Genomic DNA, 22798 nt, shown 5'->3' with positions numbered 1-22798 from the left:
GCCTCATCACTACACTGTTTTCAACCCACAAGAGACATCATGGGCGACATTAATCTTCTGATTCAGAAAATCACTATTTACGCGCTGCCGGTGCTGTTCGCCATCACCCTGCACGAGGCCGCCCACGCTTACGCGGCGCGCCGTTACGGCGACAGCACCGCCTATATGATGGGACGGATGACGCTGAACCCGCTCAAGCACATCGACCCGATCGGCACCGTGCTGCTGCCCTTGTTGTCGGTGACGCTGGGCGGCTTCATCTTTGGCTGGGCCAAGCCGGTGCCGGTCAACTTCGGCGCGCTGCGCAAGCCGCGCGAGCATGGCCGGCTGGTGGCCGCCGCCGGGCCGGCCTCCAATCTGCTGATGATGCTGCTGTGGGTGCTGCTGTTCAAACTGGCCATCGGCATGGATACCAGCTATAGCGAGCCGCTGGCGCTGATGAGCCAGGCCGGCATCAGCATCAATATCTCGCTGATGCTGCTCAATCTGCTGCCCATTCTGCCATTGGACGGCGGCCGCATCGTGGAGAGCTTCCTGCCGCCGGGCATGGCCTGGAAATATTCCAGGCTGGAGCCCTACGGCATGTGGGTGTTGCTGGCCTTGATTTTCACCGGCCTGCTGTCCACCATTTTGCGGCCGTTCTATGGCCTGATGTACGGGCTGGTGCGCGCCCTGATTTAAAGCGGCCTGGTTCATCCCCATCCTGACGCGCCGGAAATTCGTTTCCGGCGCAGTCGCGCTCATTACCTGAAACGGAATTCACATATGTTCGCCAACCGCATTCTCTCCGGCATGCGCCCCACCGGCAGCCTGCACCTTGGCCACTACCACGGCGTGATCAAGAACTGGGTGCAATTGCAAAGCACTCACGACTGTTATTTCATGGTGGCGGACTGGCATGCGCTGACCACCAATTACGACGACGTCTCCATCATCGGCAAGAGCGTGTGGGACATGGTGATAGACTGGCTGGCCGCCGGCGTGGACCCGGAGCAGGCCACCGTCTTCATCCAGTCCAAAGTGCCGCAGCACGCGGAACTGCACCTGGCGCTGTCCATGGTGACCCCGCTGTCCTGGCTGGAGCGGGTGCCCACCTACAAGGACCAGATCGAAAAACTGTCCACCAAGGACCTGGGCACTTACGGCTTCCTCGGCTATCCGCTGCTGCAAGCCGCCGACATCCTGATCTACAAGGCCGGCCTGGTGCCGGTGGGCGAAGACCAGGTGCCGCATATCGAACTGACCCGCGAAGTGGCGCGCCGCTTCAACAACCTGTTTGGCCGCGAACCCAACTTCGAAGAACTGGCCCGCGCCGCGGTGAAGAAGATAGGCAAGGCCGGCAAGGAATTCGACCGCCTGCGCACCGCCTATCTGCAAGACGGCAACGCCGAAGCCTTGGCCGGCGCGCGCGAAATCCTGGCCGCCAGCCAGAACCTGGGCGCGGCGGACCGTGAGCGGCTGTTCGGCTGGCTGGAGAACAAGGGCAAGAGCATTCTGGCCGAATGCGAGGCGATGCTGACCGAGGCGTCCAAGATGCCGGGCCTGGACGGTCAGAAGATGTCGAAGTCCTACGGCAACACCATCACCATGCGCGAAGACCCGGCCACCGTCACCAAAAAAGTGCGGGCGATGCCGACCGATCCGGCCCGCGTGCGCCGCACCGATCCGGGCAGCCCGGACAAATGCCCGGTATGGCAGCTGCACCAGGTGTACAGCGACGCGGATACCCGCGAATGGGTGAAGCAGGGCTGTACCAGCGCCGGCATCGGTTGCCTGGACTGCAAGCAACCGGTGATAGACGGCGTACTCCGCGAACAGCAGCCGATGTTTGAACGCGCCGAGCAGTATCTGAGCAATCCCAATCTGGTCAAGGAAGTGGTGGCCGCCGGCAACGCCAAGGCCGAGCAAGTGGCGCGCGCCACCATGCAGGACGTCAAGGACGCGATGGGGCTGGGCTACTGAGCGCCGTTGTCTGGATGGATGCGAAACGCCCGGCTTGCCGGGCGTTTTTCTTGGCATGGCGGACGCCGGCGGCGCGGACCACGCCGTCTTGACTTATCCATCCGCCTCGCCAACAATCCCCGCGTGCCGTCGCAATCTCGGCACAAGTGGGTTTGACAGCTCCTAAAACATATCGGCAGACTTGCCGCCATCGTGCGACATTGTCTGTGTCGGCGCACGCATAGATGGCAGGCGCTGGCGGGGAGCCCCTCGTGGGCTGCCGGTCCCGATATGCCGGTCTGTCAACCCTGTCAGGTGCCTGCCGCTCCCGTTTGACAGCGGGAAGCAGGCTTAACCCATATCGGAGACATCATCATGATTGATTCGAATCGCGTTCCGCGAACCTTGTTTTCCCTTGATCCTGATAGGCTGAAAGCCGGCTACCGCCGCGCCTAAGCGCTGACTGCTGGCTGCGCCTGTCCGGCCTGTATGTCGCCGCGCCGCATGGGAAGACGGTGGCGGCGCCTTGGCCGGGGTGCGCGGGCGTCTCAATAGCGCGCCGGCCTGGCGTGGCAGGCGGCGGGGATTCCGCCGCGGGAAAGCTTGAGCCGTCGTTTGGCGACAAACGGCGGCTTTTTGCATCGCTTCGGCCGCGCGGCTCGGGACTAGGCGCAGCGGAGCGTAAATGGTTTCTAGGCAAAAGCCTGGCACACATCCACCCAGTCGGCCTGGGTGATGTGGTGCAGCTGCTGCGGCGATAGCCGCACCGCGCTGTGGACGGCGCCGGCGGCCGGCAGCACTTCGTCGTAGGCTTGCAGCGACACGTCCAGATAGATGGGCAGCTCGGTGGCGAGGCCAAACGGGCAGACGCCGCCCACCGGATGGCCGGTGATGGCTTCCACCTCGTCCGGCGGCAGCATCTTGCCCTTGCCGAAGGCGTCCTTGAACTTGCGGTTGTCGATGCGGGCGTCGCCGCGCGCCACCAGGATCACGTCGCGGCCGTCGTTCAGGCGGAAGGCCAGGGTCTTGGCGATGCGGCCGGGCTCCACGTCGTGGGCGGCGGCGGCTTCCGCCACGGTGGCGGTGCTGACTTCCAGCTCTATGATGGGGATGTCCAGCTGACGGGCGGCGAAAAACGCCTGGACGGACGCTAAGCTCATGTCTGGCCTCGAAGCGAAGGGTGGGGCGTTTCATTATTCCGCCCCATCCTTTGCTTGTGAAGCGTTTTTACTTCAGTCCTGCCGGGTGATGTCGCTGAGCTTATCGGCGATGTCCTGCGAGGTGGCGGCCTGTTCTTCCGCGGCGTTGGCGATTTCCACCACGAAATTGCGCATGGTGTTGATCTCGCCGACTATGGTTTGCAAGGCGCCCTCGGCGCGCTGGAAGTCGCTTTCCGTGGTCTGCACCTGTTCGCGGCCTTGCTCGATGGCGCGCACGTTTTGCTGCACCTCGCCCTGGATCGCGCGGATCATGTCGCCGATTTCCTGGGTGGCCTTGGTGGTGCGCTCGGCCAGCTTGCGCACCTCGTCCGCCACCACGGCGAAGCCGCGGCCCATCTCGCCGGCGCGCGCCGCCTCGATCGCCGCGTTCAAGGCCAAGAGATTGGTCTGGTCGGCGATATCCTTGATCACGTTGACGATGTGGCCGATGGCTTCCGAGCGTTGGCCCAGCGAGACCAGGCTGTCCGCGGTCTGGCGCACCATGGCGCCCACCTGCAGCATGCCCTGGTTGGTGTCGCTGACGATGGCCATGCTTTTCTTGGCCTCGCCCAGCATCAGCTCGGAGGATTCGGAGGCGGAGGCGGTTTGCACCGCCACGTTCTGGATGGTGGCGCTCATCGCCTGCATGTTTTCCGACAACTCGTTGATGCGGACCTCCAGGAATTCGCGGCGCTGATTGCCTTGATCCTGCAGCTGCTGGGCGCGCACTTCGGCGGACACGTCCTGAAAACTGGCCATGAAGCACAGCAGTTGATCGGGATGGGCGGTGTCCCAGATTGGAAACACCTTGGTCTTGAACATGACCTCGCCCACCGGAATCATCGCGATATGCTGGTCTATCTTGCGGCTGGCCAGATCGGCCAGGATGCGGCGGTTGTGCTCCGGGTCGCGGTGGAATTGGTGGATGCTGTGGTCGTGGGCGTTCTTGACGTCGACGCCGGCGCGGAATTTCTGGTTCATCATTTCTCGATGCCGGCCCAGAATCTCGCGCGCGGTCTTGTTCATGTAAAAGATTGTGTTGTCGCGGCTGGTGTCGCACAGCATGATCAGATTGTCGGCGTGGTCCAGCACGCTTTCCAGTTGGCGCACCTGGCGCGCCGCGTCCGCGGTCTTGTCGACCGCCTTCATGAAGCCGAACATCCTCATCTCCCGCCTAGGTAGTTTCACTCAAGCAACAGCTGCTTGTGGTTTGGCTGAGACGGAAGGGGAATGCAAGCCTTTTTTGATTTAAATCAAGTGCAATCGCATGATTTTAAAGGGTTAATTTATTCTCCCAGCGGTAGTTGCAGCGTCTCCTTGACCTCTTCCATCACCACATAGCTCTTGGATTCCTTGGCCGAGGGCAGTTGCAGCAGGATGTCGCCCAGCAGCTTGCGATACATCGACATGTCCGGGATGCGCGCCTTGATCAGGTAGTCGAATTCTCCGGACACCAGGTGGCATTCCAGGATTTCCGGGATACGCATGATTTCGCGGCGGAAGGCGTCGAAGATATTGCCGGATTTGGCTTCCAGCTTGATCTCCACGAACACCAGCAGCGCCGCGCCCATCGCATGCGGATTGAGGCGGGCGTAATAGCCTTCGATGATGCCGTCGCGCTCCATGCGGCGTACCCGCTCGGTGCACGGCGTGGTGGAAAGTCCCACCTTTTCAGAGAGTTCCGTCATCGAGATGCGGCCGTTTTTCTGCAGCAGGCGCAGGATTTTCAGGTCGGTTTTATCCAGCGCTTTGTCGCTGCTTGAACTTTTCTTCATGTTTTCACTATGTATATAAAAGTTTGCAGTTTAAAAATCTGTAGTCTGACGCTACTTTGGTGAAAAAACCCAGTGTTTCATTAATATACTACGCAAAATCACTATAGCCATGTAGTGCTGCAAACGGAGAGAGAAAATGAAGGTGATCGTGCTGGGCGGCGGTGTTCTGGGTGTGTCCACGGCTTGGTATCTGGCCAAGGCGGGCTGCGATGTGACGGTGCTGGAGCGCCAGGAAGGCGTGGCCTTGGAAACCAGCTTTGGCAATGCCGGCCAGATTTCCCCCGGATATTCCACCCCCTGGGCCGCGCCGGGCATTCCGCTGAAGGCGGCCAAATGGCTGTTCCAGCGTCACGCGCCGCTGGCGGTGAAGCCGGACGGCAGCCTGTACCAGCTGCAGTGGATCGCCAAGATGCTGGCCAACTGCAATGAAGATGCTTACGCGGTGAACAAGAGCCGGATGATGCGTCTGGCCGAATACAGCCGCGACAAGATGAAAGAGCTGCGCGTCGAAACCGGCATCGGCTACGAGGCGCGCCAGGGCGGCACGCTGCAGCTGTTCCGCAGCCAGGCCCAGGTCGATGGCGTCAGCAAGGACATCGCCGTGCTCAAGGAATGCGGCGTGGATTTCAAGGTGCTGGACCGGGACGGCTGCGCCGAGGTGGAGCCGGCGTTGGCCAGCGTCAAGCACAAGCTGACCGGCGGCCTGCAACTGCCCAATGACGAAACCGGCGATTGCAATCTGTTCACCGCCAGCCTGGCCGAGATGGCGCGCGCCAAGGGCGTGAAGTTCCGTTTCGGCGTGAGCGTGGACGGTATCGAGAGCGACGGCAAGCGCATCACCGGCATCCGCATCGGCGACGATTTGCTGACCGCCGATCACTACGTGGTGGCGATGGGCAGCTTCTCCCGCGACATGGTCAAGTCGCTGGGCATCGATATTCCGGTTTACCCGGTCAAGGGCTATTCGCTGACCGTGCCGATCACCAATCCGGCCGGCGCGCCGGTGTCCACGGTGCTGGATGAAACCTACAAGGTGGCGATCACCCGCTTCGACGACCGCATCCGCGTCGGCGGCATGGCCGAGCTGTCCGGCTACGATTTGTCGCTGAACCCGCGCCGCCGCGAAACGCTGGAAATGGTGGTGGGCGATCTGTATCCGAACGGCGGCGACATCCCGGCCGCCAGCTTCTGGACCGGTCTGCGCCCGATGACGCCGGACGGCACGCCCATCGTCGGCGGCACCCGCTTCGCCAATCTGTCGCTGAACACCGGCCACGGCACCCTGGGCTGGACCATGGGCGCCGGCTCCGGCAAGGTGCTGGCCGACATCATCACCGGCGCCAAGCCGGAGATCAGCCTGGACGGTCTGTCCATGCAGCGCTACGCCAAACAGGGCGAGACCCTGGTGGTGCCGGCCGCGCGGCCGGCCGTGGCGGGCGCTTGAGCATGCGGCCGCTGATCGCCACCATCCGCACTCAATACCTGCGCGACAACTACCTGCTGGCCAAGCGCCAGCACGGCGGGCGGGTATTGGCGGTGCTGAAGGCCAACGGCTACGGCCACGACGCGGCGCGTTGTGCCCAGGCGCTGGCCGATGTCGCCGACGGTTTCGCCGTCGCCTGTCTTGAGGAAGCGCTGCACCTGCGCGCCGCCGGCGTGAGCGCGCCCATCCTGTTGCTGGAAGGGGTGTTCGAGGCCGCCGAACTGGCCGAGGTCGAGCGCCACCGCTTGTGGCTGGTGGTGCAGAGCGAAGAACAGCTGCGCATGCTGGAGGAGTCCCAGCCTGCTGCGCCGTTCCGCGTCTGGCTGATGCTGGACAGCGGCATGCACCGCGAGGGCTTTCTGCCGCGGCATTACCGCGCGGCCTGGGAACGCTTGCAGGCCAGCGGCAAGGCGGAGAGCATCGTCAAGATGACCCACTTCGCCCGCGCCGACGAGCCGACGGTGCCGATGACCCTGGCGCAGATCGAAAGCTTCGACGCAGCCACCGCCGGCCTGCCGGGGGAGGAGAGCGTGGCCAATTCCGCCGGCATCCTGTGCCATCCGCGCGCGCGCCGCGACTGGGGCCGCGCCGGCATCCTGCTTTACGGCGCCAGCCCGCTGCCGGCGGGTTTCCCGCAGGGCGATGAGCTGAAACCGGTGATGCGGCTGAGCAGCCGCATCTTCGGCGTGCGCGAGCTGGCCGCCGGCGAGCCCATCGGCTACGGCAACAACTTCGTCACCGAACGGCCGACCCGGGTGGGCCTGATTGCCGGCGGCTACGCCGACGGCTATCCGCGGCTGGCGTCCAGCGGCAGCCCGGTGGCGGTGGACGGCCGCCGCTCGCGCATCATCGGCCGGGTGTCGATGGACATGATCACCGTGGACCTGAGCGAACTGCCCGCCGCCGGCATCGGCAGCGAGGTGGAGCTGTGGGGCGACACGGTGTCGGTCAACGAGGTGGCCGCCGCCGCCGGCAGCATTTCCTATGAATTGCTGTGCAATATCAAGCGCGCTCGCTTTATATTCGAATAAGTTTTTTCTGATCTTCTGAAAGATATTTCAGAATCAAACGACTAAGGGATAAGCCCGGCCATTGGCCGGGTTTTTTTATTCGTATTGAATTTTCTGTTGCGTTAAGGCCGCAAGGCTGGCATCAAGTCTGGGTAATAGTGTCATTATTTGATAATTATTCTCATTAGTCTGGACGCGTCATGGAATTTCTGTTTTCCTTTATTTAAAAATAGTTACGAATCCGATGATGATTAAATACAAAAAACCATCGCCAGCTCAGTTCTGGCAGATGGCGGGGATCGTCTGCTGGGGCGTGGCGGCGCAGGCCGCGGAAGTGCCCGGCATGTCTGGCAGCATGCATCAGCAGATGGAAAACGATTCGCGGCGCCTGTTGCAGGACAACAGCCGCCGTTTCGACGCCATCATCCAGCAGCAGCGCTTGCGGCAGATGCTGCCGGACAGCAATACCATGCACCGGCCGGAAGCGGCGGAGATGGGCGAGATGGACTGCCTGCGCGTCAAGGGCGTGCGCCTGGCCGGCATCAAGCTGCTGAGCCGCAAGGAAGTGGCGTCTCTGGGCGAACTGGCCAGCGACTGCCTGAACAACGAAGAGTTGAACCGCTATAGCCGCGGCTTGACCCAGCTCTATCTGAAGAAGGGCTATATCGCCGCGCGCGTGGCGGCCGAAGGGCCGGACGAGCAGGGCGTGCTGATCTTGCGCGTGCACGAAGGACGGGTGGAGAAGATCGTCAGCGACGACCGGCGCAGCAATCCGGCCACCTTGTTTCCCGGCGTGATCGGCCGGCCGCTGAACATACACGACGCCGACCAGGGGCTGGACCAGGCCAACCGCCTGCCGTCCAGCAAGGCAACGCTGGACATCCTGCCCGGCGAGACCGTGGGCGGCTCCATCCTCAGCCTGCGCAACAATAAGGACGCGCCCTGGCGCTTGAACTTCAACGCCGACAACACCGGCCGCGACAGCACCGGCCGGGTGCAGGCCGGCGTGGGCCTGTCCTGGGACAGCCCGCTGGGTCTGTCCGATTTCGTCAGCGTGTCGGCGCAGCGCACCAGCAACGACAACGCGGTGCGGCATAGCCGCAGCGAATCGCTGTTTTATTCCCTGCCTTACGGCTATTGGACTTTCAGCGCCTTCGCCAGCCGCGCCGATTATCTGAACCCGCTGCAATTGCAGTACAGCGCGGTGAATTTGTCCGGGCGCACCGCACAGAGCGGCCTGCGCGTGGACCGGGTGCTGAGCCGCGGCCAGGACCAGACCACTTCGCTGATGGCGCAACTGACGCATAAGCGGGTGCGCAATTATTTTCTCGACAGCGAGATCGAGATCACCAGCCCGACGCTGAGCGTGGCCGAACTGGGGCTGTCGCGCTTGCAATTGCTCAGCGGCGGCGTATTGATCGCTGACGCCGGCGTGCAGCGCGGCACGCGCTGGCTGGGCGCCAGCGCGCCGGACCCGCGCGCGCCGGACGGTCCCAATCCGCAGTTCACCAAGTGGAAGGCGTCGCTGAACTGGTTTCAAAGCCTGGGCCTGCCTGGCGGACCGTACCAGCTCAATAGCGCGCTGACTGGCCAGACCAGCCGCGATTATCTGCCCGGCGTCGAACAGATGGATGTGTCCGACGCCAGCGCGGTGCGTGGTTTCCGCCGCAACACCCTGGCCGGGGAAACCGGCTGGTCCTGGCGCAATACCTTGTCGCGCCGCTTCGAACTGGCCGGCATCGGCGTGACGCCGCGTATCGGTCTGGACGGCGGCCGGGTGTTGCCGCATCGCTCGGTTCAGCAATGGCAGAGTATTGCCGGCGCCAGCCTGGGTCTGGCTTTCAGCTACCGCAAGGCCAGCCTGGACCTGGAGTACAGCCGGCCCTTGTACAAGCCGGCCGGCTGGCAGCAGGAAGGACATCAGCTATTCGCCAAACTGGCGCTGTCCTGGTGATGTCGTTGTGATTTATTTTTTGACGTGAACTTTTTTTGAAAGAAATTCGCCGCGAAGGCGACTAAGCGATATTGGCAGTATTTCATTTGAATTGATTTAAAAAGAGACGTAGATTCGAAATCAAACGTATGTTTCATCGTGGACGAATCCGGCTGGCAGGCTGGAAAGGCCCACGGAACATGGGTTGTCTGGATAGACGGTTTTGGACCGAATCTGCTTGTTCTCTGAATGAACGGGACTCAAATCATGAAGAAAAAAATAAATTTCGGCTTATCGGTAACGGGGAAAGTGGCCGCGGCGCTGACCCTGGCGTTTTGGGCGGTGGAAGCCGCGATGGCGGCCGGCATCGTCGCCGGCGGCAGCGGCGCGCAGCCGCAGGTGAGCAACGCCGCCAACGGCGCGGCGGTGGTCAATATCGTGGCGCCCAGCGCCGCGGGCCTGTCGCATAACCAATACCAGGATTTCAATGTCGGCAAGCCCGGCGCGGTGTTCAACAACTCCACCGCCGGCGGCCAATCGCAACTGGCCGGCCAGTTGGGCGCCAATGTCTTGCTGGGCGGGCGCGAAGCCAGCGTGATCTTGAACGAAGTGATCAGCCGCAACCCGTCCTTGCTGCTGGGCAAGCAGGAAGTGTTCGGCAAGGCCGCCGACTATGTGCTGGCCAACCCCAACGGCATCACTTGCAGCGGCTGCGGCTTTATCAACACGCCGCGTGCGTCGCTGCTGGTGGGCAACGCCAATATCGAAAACGGCGCCATCACCTCCTTGCAGGCGGCGATGAACGGCAACGCGCTCAGCGTCAACGGCGCCGGCCTGAGCGGCGTCAATGTGCTGGACCTGATCGCGCCGCGCATCGATGTGCGCGGCAATGTCGCCGCGCGCGAGCAGTTGAATGTCCGCGCCGGCTTCAACCTGGTGGATTACCAGGGCAAGGACGCCAAGGTGTTGCGCAGCGATAAGGCGCCGGAAGGCGTGGGCTCGCTGGACAGCGTGTTCCTGGGCGCGATGCAGGCCGGCCGCATCAATATCATCAGCACCGCCGATGGCGCCGGCGTCAATGTGGGCGGCAGCCTGAACGGCACGCAGGAAGTGTCGGTGGACGCGCGCCAGGGCAAACTGGCGCTGGAAGGCGCGCAGATCCGCGCCAGCGAAGGCAAGGTGGCATTGGCCGCGCGCCAGATCGACAGCCGCGGCAGGGCGGAGACTTCCACCACTCAGGACAGCGGTCACGACGAGAGCTGGTTCATCTGGAAGACCGGCGAAACCAATACCGCCAGCAACAGCAGCGACACTCGCATCAAGCGCAGCGTCATCAGCGCGCGCGACGATGTGAGCCTCAGCGCCGGCGACGTGGCGACCTTGGCCGCCACCGACATCAATGGCCGCAATGTGGCGCTCAGCGGCAAGGATCTGACACTGGACAGCCAAGTGGCGGACAGCGCGTCCAGCAGCAGCAATCACGCCTGGAAAAACTCCTGGGCCTATAACCGCGACCAAAGCGAAACCAGCCAGCGCCAGGAAGGCGTGCGCATCCGCGCCGAGCAGGACGCCACGCTGACCGCGGCGGCGACCGCGGCGGACAACCAGGCGGTGGACGGCGCGCAGCCGCGCGGCCAGATCGCCATCCGCGGCGGCAGCGTCAGCGCCGGCCAGGACATCCGCCTGCAGGCCGACGGCGGCGTGAAGCTGAGCGGCGTGACGGAAACCGATACCCGCAGCGACCGGGGCAATCGCAAGAACGACGGCGCCAGCCTGGAAACCGGCTCTTGGAACCATGCTTCCAGCGAGCAGCGCCTGGCGCAAAGCCAGCTGCGCGCCGGCCGTGATCTGGATATCCGCGCCAGCGGCGATATCGACGCCAAGGCGGCCAAGCTGGCCGCCGGCCGCGACGCCTCCCTGGACGCGGGCGGCGCGCTCGGTCTGGGCGTGCAGCAGACGACGAACCAGAACAGCCAGCGCAACGACCAAGTGTATTGGGGCGGCATTGGCGGCGGCGGCAACCGTGACAACGGCAAGACCGACACCGTCAACAACGGCAGCGATCTGACCGCCGGCGGCAAGCTGACGCTGCGCGGCGACAGCGTGGCGATCGCCGGCAGCCGCGCCCGCGGCGGGCGGGACGCGGTGGCGATCAGCCGCAACGGCGACATCAGCATCGACAGCGTGGTCAACCAATCGCAAACCCGCACCGATCAGCGCAGCGGCACCGCCTTCAACATCACCAAGAGCAGCAGCAAGGGCAATGCCAGCCAGCAGCAGGCGGTCAACGCCGAGCTGAAGTCCGACACCAATTTGACCATCCAGTCCGCCAAGGACGTGGCGATCAGCGGCAGCCAGGTGCGCGCCGGCGGCGAATTGAACGTGGCCGCCAACGGCGACATCAAGGTAGCGGCGTCGCAGACCCGCGACACGGTGAAGAGCAAGGACACCGAGCTGGCGCTGCGCGGCGTCGGCGAAATCACCGGCGATAAACAGTACCGCGGCGGCGTGCGCATCGAGCACAGCAGCAGCAGCGTGGACCGCGACGCGACCCAGAACCAGGCGGCGACGCTGTCCGGCGACAAGGTGGCGCTCAATGCCCAGGGCGATCTGACCGTGACCGGCTCCAAGCTGAACGCCGGTGCCGGCGGCGCGGCCCTCAGCGGCCAGAACGTCAGCCTGAACGCGGCGCAGGACACGGTGAAGGAAAGCAAGAGCAGCAGCGTCACCGGCGGCGGCATCTATATCGACGCCGGCCTGGACAAGACCGGCGTGGCGCTGGGCGTGGACCAGAAGAACAGCCGCAGCCAGTCCGACAGCAGCACCGCCCAGGTCAGCGCGATCAACTCCAAGGGCGGGGTCAGCATCGTCGCCGGCAATGGCGAAGGCGACATCCGCAACCAGGGCACCCAGGTCAAGGCGGATGGCGACATCAAGCTGGCTGGCGGCCGCATCGACAACCAGGCGGCCAACAGCACCCAGAAAACCACCACCGACAGCAGTCATTGGGGCGTGGAAGTGGGCGTCAACGCCGATTACAGCGGCGTGACCCGTCCGCTGGTGGCGGCCGGTGAAAAAGTGGTCAAGGGCGATGTGATCGGCGCGGCCGGCGCCGCCGGCGATCTGGGCGCAGCCAATCTGGGCGTGGATGTCGGCGTCAAGGCCGGCGTCGGCTCGGAAACCCGCCAGTCCAGCACCGCGCAGGCCAGCAGCCTGAACGGCGGCAATATCAAGGTGGATGCCAAGGCCGGGCTCAGCGATCAAGGCACCCAGTACCAGGCCGGCAACACGGTGGAGATCAAGGCTGACAGCCACCAGTTCAGCGCCGCGGCCAATACCCAGAGCCAGAGCGGCAGCAAGACCGAGGCCGATGTCGGCGTGCGCGTCTACACCACCACCGGCGAGGACGTGAACGTCAAGGCGGCCGGCAGCGGCAGCACGGTGACCAGCGCTTCGTCCAGCTCCACCGCGGTCACCGGTGGCATCCGCGCCGGCAACGGCGTCAAGGTGGACGTGGACAACAACGCCGCTTACCAGGGCGTGGCCATCTCCGGCGGCAAGGGCGCGGCCAGCGTCAACGCCGGCGGCGACCTGAGCTTCAGCCAGGCCAATAACACCAGCAGCAGCGAGCAGCGCACCGTGGGCGGCAAGGCCAATCTGGCCATCACCACCAGCCCGATCGAGAGCGGCGGCAAGAATGTCGGCGGCAGCGGTGGGGTGGCGGTGAACGTGGACAAGCAGCAAGCCAAGTCCAGCAGCGCGGTGACCGGCGGCGTGGACGCCGACGCCGGCGTGAGCTTGACGGCCGGCGGCAAGCTGGGTCTGCAGGGCGACAAGATCGCCAGCCGCGGCGATGTGACCTTGCAGGGCGACAAGGTGGAGTTCAAGGCCGCCGAATCCAGCGCCGACAAGTCCGGCAGCCAGTGGGGCTTCGATCTCAAGGCCGGCGGCAGCCAGAGCAATGGCCAGGACAAGGCGAGCAAGGGCTTTAATGTGGGCGCCGGCGGCAATTACGCCAGCACCGACGAGTCCAGCCGCAGCCAGGCCGGCGGCAGCGTGGTCAGCGGCGGCAAAGCCAGCATCGAGTCCGGCAGCGGCGGCATCCGCCTGAGCGGCACCCAGGTGCAGGGCGACAGCGCCAAGCTGGACAGCCAGGGCGATATCCGCCTGGAGTCGGCGCAGTCCAGCAGCCAACGCAACAACTGGAGCGTGGCCGGCAATATCGGCGGCGGCAACAAGGCCAGCAGCGACAAGGAAAACGGCCAGATCAAGCCTGACAGCACCAAGAACGTGCATGACATCAAGGCTGGCCTGGAGGTGAAGGTGGATCAGCAGGACAAGCTGAGCAACGCCAACGCCAGCGTGACCGCCAAGCAGCAAGTGGAACTGAACGCCGAGGGCAACGCCACCCTGGCCGGCGCCAACGTCAGCGGCAAGACTGTCACTGGCCAGGTGGGCGGCAAGCTGGCGCTGGAGAGCCGTCAGGATCGCGACAATAGCGTGAAGGTGGACGTGGCGCTGGGCGTCAACAGCTCCAACGGCAAGGAGGATGGCCTGGTCGATCAGGTCGCCGACAAGGCCGGCCCGCTGAAGGACAAGGTGAAGGAGAAGGGCACCGAACTGGTCAACGCCGCGTCCGACAAGGTGAAGGAGAAGTACGACAGCTTCGCCTTCAACAAGGGTCTGAAGGAAGACACCACCAATGCGGTGAGCTTCAACGCCAACAGTGAAACCGTCACCCTGCCCGAGCAGCCGACTTCCGGCCCGGCCAAGTCCGGCACGCTGGACACCCTGGCGCGCAAAGGCGGCAACACGTTGAAGGACAAGCTGCTGAACGCCCAGGACAAGGGCACCGAGCTGAAGGCCGACGTGGACGTTAGCGTCAAGCGCGACAATTCGGTGGGCACGGTCACCGGCATCGCCGGCGCCGACGGCGTGACGCTGCAAGTGGGCGGCAAGACCCAGCTGACCGGCGCGACCGTGTCGTCCGCCAACGGCAAGGTGGACTTGGGCGATTCCAAGGTGGAAGCCGCCGACATCGCCACCGAGCGCTACAACGGCGGCGGCGGGGTCAAGCTGAACAGCACCCCGTCCGGCATCCTGAAGCAGGCGGTCAGCGATGTGACTTCCGGCAAGGCGCCGCTGATCCGCGCCGAGCATGAGAATACGCCGACCGTGGTGAAGGGCGGCATCCAGGGCAAGTAAGACGCTTGGTCAAAAGCGAAAACCCCCGTCGGGCAACTGGCGGGGGTTTTGTTTTGGAGTGGCTGCTATTACAGGGGAATGAACTCGGTCTCGCCCGGCACCATCGGGAAACGCTGGGCGATCCAGTCCGCGCGCGCCTGGGCCAGCCGCTCGCGGCGGCTGGACACGAAATTCCAGTCCAGATAGCGCGGGCTGGCCGGCGGCGTGCCGCCCAGCAGCATCACCCGGCTGTCGCGCCGCGCGATCAGTTCGCCGCCCTGACCGGTTTGCAGCAGGCCCAATTCGTTGACGTTCAGCGTGGCGCCGTCCACGTCCAGTTCGCCGGCGGCGACATAGGCGGCCAGTTCATCCACGCCTTGCGGCAGCGCCAAGCGCGCGCCGGCCGGCATGGCGGCGCTGGCGTAGAACACCGGCAGCGGATAGGCGACCGGCGAGCGATGGCCCCAGCCTTCGCCGATCAGCAGGTTCAGTTCCACCCCGTCCTGGTTCCAGCGCGGCAAGTCCTCGGCCGGGTAATGGGCGAAGGCCGGCTCGCATTCCTCCAGTTCATCCGGCAGCGCTAGCCACAACTGCATGCCTTCCACCGCCACGCCTTGCTGGCGGATGTCGGCCGGCACCCGCTCGGAGTGGGTGATGCCGCTGCCGGCGGTCATCAGATTGACCGCGCCGGGCGCGATGCGCTGCACCGTGCCCAGGCTGTCGCGATGCATCATCGCGCCGGAGAACAGATAGGTGACGGTGGCCAGGCCGATGTGCGGATGCGGCCGCACATCGCCGGCGCTGCCTTCGGCGGCGAAATGGGCCGGGCCCATGTGATCGAGAAACACGAAGGGGCCGACGCGGCGCGCCTGGCGGGTGGGCAGCAGCCGGCGCACCGGAAAGCCGATGTCGCGGTCCAGGCTGGCGATGGTTTGGGTGAGTAGCGGCATAATGCCTCCAGGCAATGGCATGCGGGTCAGAAGCGTCCGTCGCGGAAATCGCTGATGGCTTCTTCCACTTGTTCGCGCGTATTCATCACAAACGGGCCCCATTGCGCGATGGGTTCGCCCAGGGGCTTGCCGGCAATCAGCAGCAAGCGGCTGTCGGCGGAAGCGCGGAGACTGACGCCGTCGCTGTCGGCGCGGTTGTCCAGCACCGCCATCTGTCTCTCCTTGACGCCGCGCTGTTGCGCGCCGACGGCGATCTCGCCCTGGTAAACATAGAGGAAGGCATTATGGCCGGCCGGGATTTCCAGCGTCTCTTCGCTGCCGGCGTCCAGATGCAGGTCCAGGTAGAGCGGTTCGGTAGCTTCGCGTTCCACCGCGCCGGCCTGGCCGCGCCACTGGCCGGCGATCAGGCGGGCCTCGCCTTGGGCTGGCGCAGACGGAATCTCGGCGGCGGGGATGTCGCGATACCACGGCGCGCGCAGCTTGCGCTCCGCCGGCAGGTTCAGCCACAGTTGGAAGCCGTGCATCAGCCCATCCTCCTGCTCCGGCAGCTCGGAATGGACGATGCCGCGGCCGGCGGTCATCCATTGCACGCCGCCGGGGCCGAGCAGACCTTCGTTGCCGCTATTGTCGCGGTGGCGCATGCGGCCGGCCAGCATATAGGTGACGGTTTCGAAGCCGCGGTGCGGATGGCTGGGAAAGCCGGCGATATAGTCGTCGGGATTGTCGGAACGGAATTCGTCCAGCATCAGGAAAGGGTCCAGCCGTCTTTGCAGATCGGAGCCGAGCACGCGCAGCAGGCGTACGCCGGCGCCGTCCGACACCGCCTGGCCGTTGACCAGGCGTTCCGCTTCCCGGCTGATGAATGGGTGTTGCATGACCATGTCTCCCGGTGGGGCCGGACTGGCGTCCGGCGGTTTACATGGCCGGATTATTGCGCGCCGTCGCCGCGCTTGATAGCGCAAAGAACTGCGCGTCAGATTCAAAAAATCTGAACGCGCGGCGGTCTCAACTCAGGGCGGCTTGCTGGCTCTGTCCGCGCAGATAGTCTTCCAGCGCGTGGCCGGCGGACAGGATATGGAAGCGGATGAATTCCGCCGCCTCGTCGGCCTTGCCCTGGCGCGACAGCTCCAGCAACTGGCTGTGCTCTTCGTGCGCCCGTTCCATGGTGCGGGTGAACAGGATCTGCATCCGGGTGTAGCGGTCGGTCTTGTTGTGCAGTTGCTCGATCAGCGCCAGCGTGTTGGGCCGCTTGGCGGCGCGGTATAGCGCCAGGTGGAAGCGGGAGTTCAATTCGCCCCAGTGGCGCACATCGTTGTTGCGCAGCGCTTGTTCGAATTCGCGCAGGGTTTGCTGGGCCAGATCGTGATCGGCCCTGGTGTGACAGGGGATGGCGGCTTTGAGCACCGAACCTTCCAGCATCGCGCGGATTTCCAGCAGTTCGAGCACGTCTTCCAGCGACAGCTTGGACACCAGCGCGCCTTTGTGGTCGATGATCTGGATCAGGCCTTCGGCTTCGAGCTGGCGCAGCGCTTCGCGCACCGGCACCCGGCTGACGCCGTATTCATTGGACAGCGCTTCTTGGCGCAGCTGTTGGCCATCGGCGAATTCTCCGGAGAGAATGCGCTGGCGCAGGGATTCGGTTACGGCACTGGTGAGCGTCTGGCGCTTGATTGGCTGCAAGGTGGTCATGGTGGTGGGTGTCTTAGGTCAGTCAAGCGGTGTCATGCGAATGTATTCGATTATACGGAGCTTGAACTGTCAGACAAGGCCCAAAACTGACCTTAGGGGTCGCCAAAATGAAAAAACCCGGCGTTTAGGCCGGGTTTTTAAGGCTTGGGGTGGATGATGGGGCTCGAACCCACGACAACAGGAATCACAATCCTGGACTCTACCAACTGAGCTACATCCACCGCAGAAAGCGGTGAGTCAACGCCCTAGGGCGGTAACTTGAATAGGGTGGGGTGGATGATGGGGCTCGAACCCACGACAACAGGAATCACAATCCTGGACTCTACCAACTGAGCTACATCCACCACTGAAACAACGACTGCATTGTACTACAAAAATCTTGGCGCGCCCGACAGGACTCGAACCTGTAACCCCCGGCTTAGAAGGCCGGTGCTCTATCCGGTTGAGCTACGGGCGCTCGGTCGGGCTCCGTCTTACTGCTGGTCGGGGCGGCGGGATTCGAACTCGCGACCCCCTGATCCCAAATCAGGTGCGCTACCAGGCTGCGCTACGCCCCGACGACAGAGAACGCAACTATACGGATGGCGATTTAGGCTGTCAACACCCGTTTGCAATTAAATTGCGGTCGCTGAGAGGCGCAATATCGGGAAAGTGGAAGGCTGGATGGCGGTTTTCTTTATTTATCTTGATGTTAAGTAAGTTTTGTTGCGCAGCGCCATTTCGGAGGCGGCGGAAAAATGCGAGAATATGCGCCTTCTTTTTCAGCTTCTTTTATGGAATCGGCCCATGGCAGCACAACGGATTGACGGTAAAGCGGTAGCGGAAAAACTGATCGCCAAGGTGGGCGAGGGCGTGCAGGCGCGCGTGGCAGCGGGCAAGCGCGCCCCGGCGCTGGCGGTGATCCTGGTGGGCGAGGACCCGGCATCCGCGGTCTACGTGGGCAGCAAGAAGCGCTCCTGCGAGAAAGCCGGCATCCGTTCGCTGGCCTATGACCTGCCGGCCGGCACCAGCCAACAGGAGCTGCTGGACATCATCGACCGCTTGAACGCGGACGCGGAGGTGGACGGCATCCTGGTGCAATTGCCGCTGCCCAAGCAGATCGATCCGCAAGCGGTGATCGAGCGCATCGACCCGAAAAAGGATGTCGACGGCTTCCATCCCTATAATATGGGCCGGCTGGCGATCAAGATGCCGCTGCTGCGGCCGTGCACGCCGCGCGGTGTGATGACGCTGCTGGAAGAGTACGGCATCGATCCCAAGGGCAAGAAGGCGGTGATCGTCGGCGCGTCCAATATCGTCGGCCGTCCGCAAGCGCTGGAAATGCTGCTGGCGCGCGCCACGGTGACGGTGTGCCACAGCGCCACCGCAGACCTGGCCGCCGAAGTGGCCGCGGCCGATATCGTGGTGGCGGCGGTGGGCATCCCCAACTTCGTCAAGGGCGAGTGGATCAAGCCGGGCGCGGTGGTGATCGATGTGGGCATCAACCGCCTGGACAGCGGCAAGCTGTGCGGCGACGTGGAATTCGCCACGGCGGCCGAGCGCGCCGGTTTCATCACCCCGGTGCCGGGCGGCGTCGGTCCGATGACGGTGGCCACCCTGCTGCAGAACACCTTGGATTCCGCCAATATGCACGCTTGAACGGCTTGCCCGTTCGGCCGAAAGCGCCATCGTCGCCACTGCGGCGGTGGCGTTTTTGTTTCTCCGCGCCATTTTGGTGGCAGGCGCTTGCAAACAAAGCGAGACGCTGGCGGCCCGGCTATCGTAAAATCGACAGTTTTAGTTTGCAGTAACGACAGAATTCAATCATGAGTCAAGACAAGCAATCGGCCACGCTGTTGATCAGCGCGCCGGACAAAAAGGGCCTGGTGGCGGCGATCGCCAACTTCCTGATGACCTACAACGCCAACATCATGCACGCGGACCAGCATCAGGACACCAGCGAAAACCTGTTCCTGATGCGGGTGCAGTGGGATGTGGACGGCTTCACCCTGCCGATGGAGAACTTCGCCGCCGCCTTCCAGCCGATTGCCGACGAGCACGCGATGAACTGGAAGGTGTCGCTGTCCACCCGCAAGCCGCGGATGGCCATCTTCGTGTCGCAGTACGAGCATTGCCTGGTGGACCTGATGCACCGCTGGCGCATCGGCGAGCTGGACTGCGAGATCCCGCTGGTGATTTCCAATCACGAAACCTGCCGCCGCTTGGTGGAGTTCAACGGCATTCCCTTCCATGTGATCAAGGTCACCAAGGACAATAAGGAAGAGGCCGAGGCCGAGCAGTTCCGTCTGCTGGAAGAGGCCGGCGTCGATTTCATCGTGCTGGCGCGCTATATGCAGATCCTGTCCCAGGGCTTCGTCGAGCGCTATCCGGACCGGGTGATCAACATCCATCACAGCTTCCTGCCGGCCTTCGATGGCGCCAAGCCCTACCATCGCGCGTTTGCGCGCGGGGTGAAGCTGATCGGCGCCACCAGCCACTATGTGACCGAGGACCTGGACGAAGGCCCGATCATCGAGCAGGAAGTCACCCGCATTTCTCACCGCGACGAAGTGGACGACCTGATCCAGAAAGGCCGCGACCTGGAAAAAGTGGTGCTGTCGCGCGCCGTGCGCTGGCATATGGACAACCGCGTGCTGTCCTATAACAACAAGACGGTAGTCTTTGACTGAGAGCGGACATGCGCCTGCTGATTGACGATGTGGTGGATTTGCTGCGCTTCCGGGTCAAGCCCCTGGATGCCTATCAGTATCCACGCTGGCAGACCCTGGTGTTTCTGATCTTGCTGGGCCTGGTGGCGAGCGCCGACACCGCGGAGCTGGGCGACAACCTGACCGGCCGCATGCTGTTCATGGTGCTGTTCACGCTGGCGGAAACCCTGTGTTTCGCTGCTTTCATCGGCCTGTGGCTGCGCTTCGCCAAGTGGGAGGGCCGCGAGTCCCTGTTTGGCCTGGTGGCGGTGGCCAGCGGCCTGCAGTTCATCGAGCCGCTGACCAGCTGGCTGCCGGACGATGTGGCGCTGGCGGTCAACGCGGTATTGTCCATCTTTGGCATCCTGGTCTTGGTGAATGCGCTGGCCGTGGTGTCCGGCATCCATCGGCTGCGGGTGGCGCTGGGGGTCTTGCTGTTCGCGCCGGTGGCCATGGTGTTGCTGGCCGGCGCCTTGTCGCTGGGCTCGGCCGCGGGCTGGGTGGATCTGCCCGCAGGCGTGGCGGACAGCGCGCGCGGGGCGGAGAGTTCGGCGCCGATTACCGGCATCTGAGCCGTAGCCTGAGCCGGAAAATGAAACAGGACATGCCAAGGCATGTCCTGTTTTGCATCGCGGCGGTGGCGTCAGTCCACTTTGGCGATATAGCGCGCCAGGCCCAGCAGCGCGCGCAGCGCGTCGCCCTTGGCGGTGACTTCGCCGCGCAAGCGCGCGTAGCGGCGCAGGATGGCGCGGCCCTCGATGAACAGATCCATGTCGGTGTCCGGCGAGGACACCAAGGCGATGCGTTCGATTTCTCCCTGCGGGCGCGGTTGGCCCTGAGCGATGCACAGATAGACCTTGTGCGCGTTGAACGGGGTGATGTGATCGAACAGATACAGCATGGAGTTGATGCGCAAGCCGGTTTCTTCCCGCACTTCACGGATCAGCGCCTGGGAGCGCAATTCGCCGCGGGCGGCCTTGCCGCCAGGAAGATTGTACCGGCCTCCTCGGGCCGCCGTGACCAGCACGCCATCGGGCAGTTCGATGATGGCGGTTGCGCGCCTGGCCAGGTCGGCCGGCAGGCGCTCGTTTCTTTTTTCTTCCAAAACACTCATTCTTCAAAAAAATTAGTTAGGGCCACCGCTATGGAGTGGCCCTGGATCTTATTTTTTCATTCTAAAGCACTAGACCGATCAGTCCAACACGCTGTGGTCAAGTTTTGCCCAGATATCTGTTTTGAATGGTGTTTGCGCGCGACTCATGCATAACGGCATGTGGCGTCACAGCAGCTTGACGAGCAGGCCGCCCACACCGACCAGCAGGCAGTAGTAGCCAAACGGGCGCAAGGATTCGATTTCGCTTTTCTTGAAGTAGCGCATCAGGAACCAGGTGCTGGCGTAGGCGCAGGCGCCGGACAGCAGGCCGCAGGCCAGCAGCAAGCCGGTCGGCGCCTGGCTGTGCGCCAGCTTGGGTACTTCCAGCACGCCGGCCGCGGCGATGATGGGGGTGGCCAGCAGGAAGGAGAAGCGCGCGGAAGAGGCGTAGTCCAGGCCATGGGCGAGGCCGGCCACCAGGGTGGCGCCGGAGCGGGAGAAGCCGGGCAGCAAGGCCAGCGCCTGGCCGGCGCCTATCTTGATCGCGCCGGACAGGCTCAGCCGCTCCAGATCCAGGTGGGCTTGTTTCTTTTTCAGGCGGTCGCCCCACAGCAGGAGCAGGCCGTTCAGGCTGAGGAAGATCAGCACCGCGGTGGCGCTGGTGAACAGCGCGCGCAGCTGCTTCTCCAGCAGCAGGCCGAGCAGGCCGGCCGGAATGGTGCCGGCGATCAACAGCCACAATAGCCGGGCGTCCGGGTTGGACGCCTTGCCGCCGGCCTTGAGGAAGCCGCTTATCAGTTGCAGCCAGTCGCGGCGGAAGTACAGCAGCAGCGCGGCGGCGGTGCCCAGATGCAGCACCACCATGAAGGGCAGGAAGTCCGGGCTGGTGCGGTTGATGGACCAGTGCAGCCAGTCCGGAATCAGCACGCCGTGGCCCAGGCTGCTGACGGGGAAAAGTTCGCTGATGCCTTGGATGATGGCGAACAGCAGGGCTTCGATGGCATTCATGGTGGGTCCTGTGGCGGTGGGAGGCGGCGTGAGCCGGCCTGCTTATCAACGTCGCCGCCGCCATCCGGTTGACCAGGCGCGCCCGGCGGCGGCTCAATGCCTTTGTTGCCGCTCCAGTGCTTCTTCTTCCTGCTCCAACTGCTGGCGGATGGCGGCGAAGAAGCGGTAAATGCCGTGCACGGCGTCGGACAGCGCCGCCAGGCATTGCTCGCGCTGTTCCGGCGTCAAGGCCGGCACTTGCACTTCCGGGTCGGGATTGCGCTCAAAGGCCAGGGTCAGGATGGGTTCCAGCAGCGGCGCCTGTTCCGGATCGTCGAACAGCAGGCCCCAGTCCTCGTTCAGCAACTGCATGCCCTCGGCGAAGCCCTCGGCCCAATCGTTGCCGCGGATCTCGCCGGCGGCATCCGCGTCCAGCCACGGTTGAAAGCCGCTGTCCTCGCGCAGCGTGGCGGCGATGTCCAGCCAGTGGCCGCCCAGTAGCCGGACAAACTGTTCCAGCGCTTTGTCGCTGGTGAAGGCTGCATCGTCGTCGAAGGCGTCGCCGATGATGGCGGGCAGGCATTCGGTCGGCTTGATCTGCTCGGGGCCGCAGAGCAGGGCGGCGAAAAAGCCGTCCAGGCGCTCCAGGTTCATGCCTTGCTGCGGCAGGAAACGATTCAGCGTGGCGGCCAGGCGTTGGTAGTCGGCGTCGGAAAGCGGAGTATGGCTCATGGCGGGCGGAGGCTAGGGTAAAAGCCCATTATCCGCGATCTGGCCGCCGTGCGCATGGGCGTCCGCATAATCGCGGTGCGGAGGGCTTGACGGCTCTGTTACAATTGTCCTTTTTTGACCCAACCTCATAATAGG

18 protein-coding genes and 4 tRNA genes are annotated in these 22798 nt (G+C 63.9%); 9 read left to right on the top strand and 13 right to left on the bottom strand.

Annotated elements, in window-relative coordinates; translation table 11 throughout:
- The first annotated feature begins 39 nt into the window (after nt 1-39).
- Nucleotides 40-681 (top strand): site-2 protease family protein, encoded by a 642-nt coding sequence (locus tag LQT98_RS14625; RefSeq protein WP_231463170.1) that lies wholly within the window; start codon nt 40-42, stop codon nt 679-681.
- Nucleotides 682-765: 84 nt separating this feature from the next.
- Complete coding sequence (locus tag LQT98_RS14620) at nt 766-1962, top strand: tryptophan--tRNA ligase (protein WP_231463168.1); 1197 nt, start codon at nt 766-768, stop codon at nt 1960-1962.
- A gap of 671 nt (nt 1963-2633) precedes the next feature.
- On the opposite strand, the gene LQT98_RS14615 is transcribed toward LQT98_RS14620, so the two are convergent.
- From LQT98_RS14615 to LQT98_RS14605, 3 genes are all read right to left on the bottom strand, one after another.
- A complete protein-coding gene (locus tag LQT98_RS14615; RefSeq protein ID WP_043641076.1) occupies nt 2634-3101 on the bottom strand; it encodes a YbaK/EbsC family protein in 468 nt (155 codons plus the stop codon).
- Nucleotides 3102-3173: 72 nt separating this feature from the next.
- A complete protein-coding gene (locus LQT98_RS14610) occupies nt 3174-4301 on the bottom strand; it encodes a methyl-accepting chemotaxis protein (RefSeq protein ID WP_231463166.1) in 1128 nt (375 codons plus the stop codon).
- A gap of 125 nt (nt 4302-4426) precedes the next feature.
- Entirely contained in the window at nt 4427-4915 is a 489-nt protein-coding gene (locus tag LQT98_RS14605) for a winged helix-turn-helix transcriptional regulator (RefSeq protein WP_048410473.1), read from the bottom strand.
- A gap of 136 nt (nt 4916-5051) precedes the next feature.
- Here LQT98_RS14605 and LQT98_RS14600 point away from each other — a divergent pair, with 136 nt between their 5' ends.
- The 4 genes from LQT98_RS14600 to LQT98_RS14585 all read left to right on the top strand — a co-directional run bounded on the left by LQT98_RS14600 (nt 5052) and on the right by LQT98_RS14585 (nt 14546).
- A complete protein-coding gene (locus tag LQT98_RS14600) occupies nt 5052-6359 on the top strand; it encodes a D-amino acid dehydrogenase (RefSeq protein WP_231463164.1) in 1308 nt (435 codons plus the stop codon).
- A 2-nt stretch (nt 6360-6361) separates the two neighbouring features.
- Nucleotides 6362-7429 (top strand): alanine racemase, encoded by a 1068-nt coding sequence (gene alr / locus LQT98_RS14595; protein ID WP_231463162.1) that lies wholly within the window; start codon nt 6362-6364, stop codon nt 7427-7429.
- A 226-nt stretch (nt 7430-7655) separates the two neighbouring features.
- Nucleotides 7656-9362 carry a ShlB/FhaC/HecB family hemolysin secretion/activation protein gene (locus LQT98_RS14590; RefSeq protein ID WP_048410500.1) on the top strand — a complete coding sequence of 569 codons (1707 nt, stop codon included), beginning with the start codon at nt 7656-7658 and terminating at the stop codon, nt 9360-9362.
- A gap of 246 nt (nt 9363-9608) precedes the next feature.
- Nucleotides 9609-14546, top strand: a complete 4938-nt coding sequence (locus LQT98_RS14585) for a hemagglutinin repeat-containing protein (RefSeq protein WP_231463160.1) — start codon at nt 9609-9611, stop codon at nt 14544-14546.
- A gap of 68 nt (nt 14547-14614) precedes the next feature.
- On the opposite strand, the gene LQT98_RS14580 is transcribed toward LQT98_RS14585, so the two are convergent.
- From LQT98_RS14580 to LQT98_RS14550, 7 genes are all read right to left on the bottom strand, one after another.
- A complete protein-coding gene (locus LQT98_RS14580) occupies nt 14615-15475 on the bottom strand; it encodes a pirin family protein (RefSeq protein ID WP_231463158.1) in 861 nt (286 codons plus the stop codon).
- A 26-nt stretch (nt 15476-15501) separates the two neighbouring features.
- Complete coding sequence (locus LQT98_RS14575; protein ID WP_231463156.1) at nt 15502-16350, bottom strand: pirin family protein; 849 nt, start codon at nt 16348-16350, stop codon at nt 15502-15504.
- Nucleotides 16351-16480: 130 nt separating this feature from the next.
- A complete protein-coding gene (locus LQT98_RS14570) occupies nt 16481-17164 on the bottom strand; it encodes a GntR family transcriptional regulator (protein WP_231463154.1) in 684 nt (227 codons plus the stop codon).
- Between the two features lie 145 nt (nt 17165-17309).
- A tRNA-His gene (locus LQT98_RS14565) sits at nt 17310-17385 on the bottom strand.
- Between the two features lie 47 nt (nt 17386-17432).
- Nucleotides 17433-17508: transfer RNA gene (locus tag LQT98_RS14560), tRNA-His, on the bottom strand.
- Nucleotides 17509-17544: 36 nt separating this feature from the next.
- A tRNA-Arg gene (locus LQT98_RS14555) sits at nt 17545-17621 on the bottom strand.
- Between the two features lie 23 nt (nt 17622-17644).
- Nucleotides 17645-17721: transfer RNA gene (locus LQT98_RS14550), tRNA-Pro, on the bottom strand.
- A gap of 229 nt (nt 17722-17950) precedes the next feature.
- Here LQT98_RS14550 and folD point away from each other — a divergent pair.
- The 3 genes from folD to LQT98_RS14535 all read left to right on the top strand — a co-directional run bounded on the left by folD (nt 17951) and on the right by LQT98_RS14535 (nt 20423).
- Entirely contained in the window at nt 17951-18802 is an 852-nt protein-coding gene (folD, locus tag LQT98_RS14545; RefSeq protein WP_231463152.1) for a bifunctional methylenetetrahydrofolate dehydrogenase/methenyltetrahydrofolate cyclohydrolase FolD, read from the top strand.
- A 167-nt stretch (nt 18803-18969) separates the two neighbouring features.
- Nucleotides 18970-19833: a formyltetrahydrofolate deformylase gene (gene purU / locus LQT98_RS14540; protein WP_048410466.1), complete on the top strand. Its 864-nt coding sequence runs from the start codon at nt 18970-18972 to the stop codon at nt 19831-19833.
- 8 nt (nt 19834-19841) lie between these two features.
- A complete protein-coding gene (locus tag LQT98_RS14535) occupies nt 19842-20423 on the top strand; it encodes a hypothetical protein (RefSeq protein ID WP_048410465.1) in 582 nt (193 codons plus the stop codon).
- A gap of 71 nt (nt 20424-20494) precedes the next feature.
- Here the strand turns inward: LQT98_RS14535 and LQT98_RS14530 are convergent, their stop codons facing one another.
- The 3 genes from LQT98_RS14530 to LQT98_RS14520 form a co-directional block, all read right to left on the bottom strand.
- Nucleotides 20495-20965, bottom strand: coding sequence for an NUDIX hydrolase (locus LQT98_RS14530; protein ID WP_048410464.1), 471 nt, complete (start codon nt 20963-20965; stop codon nt 20495-20497).
- A gap of 165 nt (nt 20966-21130) precedes the next feature.
- Nucleotides 21131-21952 carry an undecaprenyl-diphosphate phosphatase gene (locus tag LQT98_RS14525; RefSeq protein ID WP_231463150.1) on the bottom strand — a complete coding sequence of 274 codons (822 nt, stop codon included), beginning with the start codon at nt 21950-21952 and terminating at the stop codon, nt 21131-21133.
- A 93-nt stretch (nt 21953-22045) separates the two neighbouring features.
- A complete protein-coding gene (locus tag LQT98_RS14520; RefSeq protein WP_048410462.1) occupies nt 22046-22663 on the bottom strand; it encodes a UPF0149 family protein in 618 nt (205 codons plus the stop codon).
- Between the last annotated feature and the right edge of the window lie 135 nt (nt 22664-22798).

Origin of the sequence: Chromobacterium aquaticum (assembly GCF_021129195.1) — a bacterium.
GTDB lineage: Bacteria > Pseudomonadota > Gammaproteobacteria > Burkholderiales > Chromobacteriaceae > Chromobacterium > Chromobacterium aquaticum.
Note: the sequence above shows the minus strand (reverse complement) of the source record. Positions and strands in the feature narration are given on the sequence as shown.